The sequence below is a fragment of the Protofrankia sp. Cas4 genome, assembly GCF_963555915.1.
Lineage (GTDB): Bacteria > Actinomycetota > Actinomycetes > Frankiales > Frankiaceae > Protofrankia.
This window is the reverse complement of sequence record NZ_CAUVXL010000221.1, coordinates 1-5796: the sequence shown is the minus strand read 5'-3', so window position 1 is coordinate 5796 and position 5796 is coordinate 1. Positions and strand designations below refer to the sequence as shown.

The 5796-nt window shown below is 68.6% G+C and carries 6 protein-coding genes; all 6 read left to right on the top strand.

The window, feature by feature from the left end; genetic code table 11:
- The coding region (locus U9979_RS19985; protein ID WP_322780594.1) for a polyribonucleotide nucleotidyltransferase at positions 1 to 1100 on the top strand (1100 nt) is incomplete at its 5' end.
- A gap of 10 nt (positions 1101 to 1110) precedes the next feature.
- The gene (locus tag U9979_RS19980; protein WP_416220267.1) at positions 1111 to 2451 is read left to right on the top strand and encodes a M16 family metallopeptidase; all 1341 of its coding nucleotides are present in this window, start codon (positions 1111 to 1113) and stop codon (positions 2449 to 2451) included.
- Positions 2448 to 3197 (top strand): 4-hydroxy-tetrahydrodipicolinate reductase, encoded by a 750-nt coding sequence (gene dapB / locus U9979_RS19975; protein ID WP_322780592.1) that lies wholly within the window; start codon positions 2448 to 2450, stop codon positions 3195 to 3197. Before U9979_RS19980 ends, dapB begins: the two co-directional genes overlap by 4 nt.
- The gene (locus U9979_RS19970; protein ID WP_322747848.1) at positions 3194 to 3649 is read left to right on the top strand and encodes a hypothetical protein; all 456 of its coding nucleotides are present in this window, start codon (positions 3194 to 3196) and stop codon (positions 3647 to 3649) included. The genes dapB and U9979_RS19970 overlap by 4 nt, the downstream gene beginning before the upstream one ends.
- Positions 3650 to 3667: 18 nt before the next feature.
- Positions 3668 to 5359: an Hsp70 family protein gene (locus U9979_RS19965; protein WP_322780591.1), complete on the top strand. Its 1692-nt coding sequence runs from the start codon at positions 3668 to 3670 to the stop codon at positions 5357 to 5359.
- A gap of 39 nt (positions 5360 to 5398) precedes the next feature.
- Positions 5399 to 5796 (top strand): FAD-dependent thymidylate synthase (thyX, locus tag U9979_RS19960; RefSeq protein WP_322780590.1); only part of this gene is annotated, 398 nt, incomplete at its 3' end.

Sequence of the window (5796 nt, the reverse complement as noted above, 5' to 3'; positions counted from 1 at the left end):
CCCTGTTCGAGCGGGGCGAGACCCAGATCCTCGGCGTGACCACCCTGGCCATGCTGCGGATGGAGCAGACGGTCGACACGCTCAATCCCGACCGCACCAAGCGTTACATGCACAACTACAACTTTCCGCCCTATTCCACCGGCGAGACCGGTCGGGTCGGTTCACCGAAACGCCGCGAGATCGGCCACGGCGCACTGGCTGAGCGGGCACTGCTGCCGGTGCTGCCCAGCCGGGAAGACTTCCCGTACGCCATCCGGCAGGTCTCCGAGGCGCTGAGCTCCAACGGGTCGACGAGTATGGGCTCGGTCTGTGCCAGCACGTTGTCGTTACTGAATGCCGGTGTTCCACTCAAGGCCCCGGTTGCCGGGATCGCCATGGGTCTGATCCACGAGGGTGACGACTTCGTCACGCTCACCGACATCCTCGGTGCCGAGGACGCCTACGGCGACATGGACTTCAAGGTCGCGGGCACGCGGGAGTTCGTCACCGCCCTCCAGCTCGACACGAAGCTGGACGGCATCCCCGCGTCGGTCCTCGCTGACGCGCTGGGCCAGGCCAAGGCCGCGCGGCTGGCGATCCTCGACGTCATGGCCGAAGCGATCGACGGCCCGGACGAGATGTCGACGCACGCCCCCCGGGTGATCTCTGTCAAGATCCCGGTAGACAAGATCGGTGAGATCATCGGCCCGAAGGGCAAGATGATCAATCAGATCCAGGCTGACAGCGGCGCTGAGATCACGGTCGAGGACGATGGCACCATCTACATCGGTGCGCAGGACGGCACCTCCGCGGAGAGTGCCCGGTCGGCGATCAACGCGATCGCCAACCCGCAGATGCCGGAGGTCGGGGAGCGCTATCTCGGCACCATTGTGAAGATCACAACCTTTGGTGCGTTCGTCTCCCTCACGCCGGGCAAGGACGGGCTGCTCCACGTCAGCAAGCTCAAGCAGCTTTCCGGTGGGAAGCGGGTGGAGAAGGTGGAAGAGGTGGTTCAGGTCGGCCAGAAGCTCCAGGTCGAGATCACTGAAATCGACAGCCGCGGGAAGATCAGCCTTTCTCCTGTGGCCGAGGACGCCGACAGCGTCCCGGCCGGGTCCTGACCGGCATCCCGTGAGCGGGACAGGTACTACGACCGGGGCAGGTCTGGTGCCAGATGGCACGCTTCGCGAGGAGCTGCTGTCCGGCGCCGTCCGGCGAGCCGTGTTGCCGGGCGGGCTGCGGGTGCTGACCGAGAAGGTGCCCGCGGTCCGGTCGGTGGCTATCGGGATCTGGGTCGGCGTGGGTTCCCGGGACGAGGATCCGTTGACGGCCGGCTGTTCCCACTACCTTGAGCACCTGCTGTTCAAGGGCACGCCGTCCCGGGACGCACTCACGATCAGTTCCGCGATCGAGGCGGTCGGCGGGGAGCTCAACGCCTTCACGACCAAGGAGTACACGTGCTACTACGCACGGGTACTCGACGGCGATCTCGTCGATGCGATTGACGTGCTCTGCGACATGGTCTGTAACTCACTGATCACCGCTGCCGACGTCGCGGCGGAGCGGGGCGTGATCCTTGAGGAGATCGCCATGCACGACGACGACCCGAGCGACGTCGTGCACGATGTCTTCACCGCGGCCGTGCTGGGTGACACCGAGCTCGGCCGTCCCGTGCTGGGCACGATCGACTCCATTGAGGGCCTGGGCCGCGACACCATCGCCGACTACTACCGGTCCCGGTACACCCCGTCGGACACGGTGATCGCGATCGCCGGCAACATCGATCACGAGCGGACGCTCGCCCTTGTCGCGGCGGCGTTCGCCGACCGCCTGGGTGGGCCGGACGTCCCCGCCCCGGTGCGGGGGGGCTCCTACGCCTACCCGCAGGCCCGGGGCGTCGTGGTCAGCCAGCGTCCCACCGAGCAGGCACATGTCGTGCTCGGAACCGTGGGGATGGCACGCCGGGACCCCCGTCGGTTCGCCATGGGAATCATGTCCTCGGCGCTCGGCGGGGGAATGAGCTCACGCCTGTTCCAGGAGATCCGGGAGAAGCGGGGCCTTGCCTACTCCGTCTACTCGTTCGCGTCCCATTTCGCCGATGCCGGGCTGTTCGGCGTCTATGCGGGGTGTGCACCCCGGCGTGCGGACGAGGTTCTCGCGCTCTGCCGCGAACAGCTGGAGTTGATCGCGGCAGCGGGAATCACCGACGAGGAGCTCTCCCGGGCCAAGGGCCAGAGCCGAGGCTCGCTGGTACTGGGTATGGAGGACACCGGCTCGCGGATGAGCAGGATCGGCAAGAGCGAGCTCATGCACGGTGAGCTTCTGTCCGTGGACGAGGTGCTCGCCCGGGTGGAGGCGGTGACCCTGGATGACGTCAAAGGTGTCGCCACCGACCTGCTGGCCCGGCCGCTCGCTCTGGGCGTGATCGGTCCCTTTGACGATCACGACTTCGCGTCCGTGGTCGCCGGGTGACCGAAACGATCCGGGTCGGTGTGCTCGGCGCCCGGGGGCGGATGGGGTCGACGGTCCGCGCGGCCGTCGACGCCGCCGACGATCTCACCCTGGTGGCGGCGGTAGATCTCGGGGACGACTTCGCCAGCCTGCGCGAGGCCGACGTGGTCATCGACTTCACCCGGCCGGACGCCGTCATGGAGAACCTGCGATGGTGCCTGGACGCGGGCCTTCACGTGGTCGTCGGCACCTCGGGTTTTGACGGCGACCGGCTGGAGACGTTGCGCGGTTGGCTGGCCGGCACGCCGGAGCTCGGCGTGCTGGTGGCCCCGAATTTCAGTGTCGGCGCTGTGCTGATGATGCATTTCGCGGTCCAGGCGGCGCGTTTCTTCGAGTCGGTGGAGATCATCGAGATGCATCATCCCGGCAAGGTGGACGCCCCCAGCGGGACAGCGCTGCACACCGCGGAACTGGTGGCACAGGCACGGCTCCAGGCCGGTGGCGAACCGGCCGGACCGGATGCCACCGAGTCCGCATATGCCGGCGCCCGCGGCGCGCGGATCAGCGGGGTTCCCGTGCACAGTATCCGGCTTTCCGGCTTGGTCGCCCACCAGGAAGTGCTTTTTGGTGGCGCGGCCGAGACCCTGACCCTGCGTCACGACTCCTTCGATCGGACCTCGTTCATGCCAGGTGTGCTGCTCGGCGTGCGCCGGACTCCGGGACGTCCCGGCCTGACCGTGGGCCTGGAGGCCCTGCTCGAACTGTGAAGGTTCGTGTCGTTGTCGGTGTCGTGGTCGCCGCGGTCGTCTTCTATCTCGGCCTGATCGGCTGGCGAGGTGTCCAGCTGCTCACCCAGTCCAGCTGGACGGCCCGTGGGCTCGGCGTCGGCGTGCTGGCGCTGCCTGTGGTCGGGGTGGTCGTCATCCTGCGCGAGCTGGCGTTCGGGCGGGCGACCGAACGGCTGGGACGCCACCTGCCGCAGGACGATCAGTCGAGCGACGCGCTGTCCCCGTTGCCACGGCGTCCGTCCGGCCGGATTGACCGGACCGCGGCAGACGAGGCCTTCGACCGTCGGCGCGCGGACGTCGAGGCGCAACCACGGGATTGGCGGACCTGGTACCGGCTCGCGGTCGCCTACGGCGATGCCGGCGACACCCGTCGGGGGCGCGCTGCGATGCGCCACGCAATCGCTCTGGAACGTATCCAATCTGCCGTGTGATCTCGATACGTTTCGGGGATGAGCGCGGGCGTCATCTACGGAATTGATCTTGGGACCACCTACAGCTGCGTTGCCCGGGTGAACAGATCGGGCGATCCCGAGGCGATTGCGCTGTCCGGCGGGGTGACCACGATGCCGAGCGTTGTGCTCTTCGTCGGTCCCGATGACTATGTCACCGGTGAACCCGCCCGCCAGCTCGCCCGCGCCCGCGCGGATGACGTCTGCGCGCTGGTCAAACGCCGAATGGGCGATGGTGACTGGCGCTTTGTGACGTCCGGGCGGGCGTGGTCCGCGCCGGCGGTGAGCAGCCTCATTCTGCGGGCGCTCGTCAGCGACGCAGCCTTCGCCGGTGGCGAGCCCATCCGTGACGCGGTCATCACCGTGCCGGCGTACTTCGGCGACGAGGAACGGCGGGCCACGGTCCTCGCCGGGCAGTACGCGGGCCTGTCGGTCGTTGACGTCATCAACGAACCGACGGCGGCGGCGCTCTCCTACGGTTTCGCCCGTTTCGACTCCGACGCGACCTTCGCCGGTCGCACGGCCCAGGAGGAGGTGGCGCTCGTCTACGACCTCGGCGGCGCCACGTTCGACGTGACCGTGGTCGAGCTCGCCGACCGCCGGATCTCGGTGGTCGCCATCGACGGCGACCACCGACTCGGCGGGGCCGACTGGGACGAAGCGCTCGCCCGGTACCTGTCCAGGCAGTTCCTGGACGCGCATCCGGGCGCCGCGGACCCGCTGGCCGACGCAGCGGCCGCCCAGGTCCTGCTATTGGCCGCTGAACGGACCAAACGCGAGCTCGGCGACCGGATGGAGACCACGGTTGCCGTCGAGCACGATGGACGCGTGCTGAAGGCGGTGGTGACGCGGGAAGATCTTGAACGGTTGACGGCCGGGCTGCTGGAGCGGACCGTGACCCTCACCCGCTCGGTACTCGCCGCGGCCAGGGCGCGGGGCGTCTCCCGGCTGGACCGCGTGCTGCTGGTCGGAGGTTCCGCCCGGATGCCGGCGGTGGCCCGCCGACTCGGCGCGGAACTCGGTGTGCCGGTCGAGCTGTGTGACCCCGACCTCGCGGTGGCCAAGGGCGCGGCTCTCTACGGGGAGAAGAAGGCCATCGAGCGCCTGGTCCTCGCGGACCTGGTGTCACGGGGGCAGCTCGCCGACGGCGCGGCGTCGGATGCCGCCGCGCCCGCGGACCTGGCCGCGGCCTGCAGGCGTCTTGCGGCAGCCTTCGGGATCACTGCCGAACGGGTCCGGCGTACCGTCGAGGTCCAGCTGGTCAACGTGGTCTCCCGCGGCTTCGGAGTGTTGGCGCTCGACCGTTTCGGTGAACGCTGCGCGGTATTCCTCGTCCACCGCAACGACCGGCTACCTGTGGTGGTCCGGCGCAACTTCGGTACCGTCCGTGATGATCAGGATACCGTCACGCTGCAGGTGGTCGAACAGGGCAGCGGCGCCGAGTCGACCCGGATCGAGGATTCCATGATCGTTTCCCGAGCGGAGATCACCGGGATCCCCCCCGGCTTCCCGGCCGGCACCCCCATCGAGATCATTTTTCGGATGGGATTCGACGGTGTTCTCGATGTGACCGCGTTGCACGAAGGTCTGGCCGACCGTCGCCTGACCGTGCGGGTGGAGACCACCGCGGCCCTGAGCCAGGCCGATGTCGCCCGGGAACGCGACGCGGTGGCCCGCTTGCGTCGGCGGTAGAGCTGACCGGGCACGAGCGAGGGTCGGTACGGTGTGGGCATGCGCGTGCAGGTCATCGCCCAGACGCAGTTCACCCCGCCGGCCGACGTCGACTGGAGCACCGACGTCGACGGCGGCCAGGCGTTGGCGGAGTTCGCCGGCCGGGCCTGCTACCAGAGTTGGTCGAAGCCGAACCCGGCCACGGCGACGAACGCCGGCTACCTGCGGCACATCCTTGATGTCGGGCACCTGTCGGTGCTGGAGCACGCCACCGTGACGATGTACATCACCGGGGTTTCCCGTAGCCTCACCCACGAGCTCGTCCGGCACCGCCACTTCTCCTACAGCCAGCTGTCGCAGCGTTATGTGCCCGCGCATGGCACCGCGGTGGTCGAGCCCGATGTCATCGCCGAGGATCCGCGGTTGCACGAGCTGTTCACCGAGGCCACCGCCACGGC

Excerpts from the sequence above, each read along its gene's own strand:
- U9979_RS19965 (WP_322780591.1), top strand. The coding sequence starts at position 3,668 with ATGAGCGCGGGCGTCATCTACGGAATTGATCTTGGGACCACCTACAGC.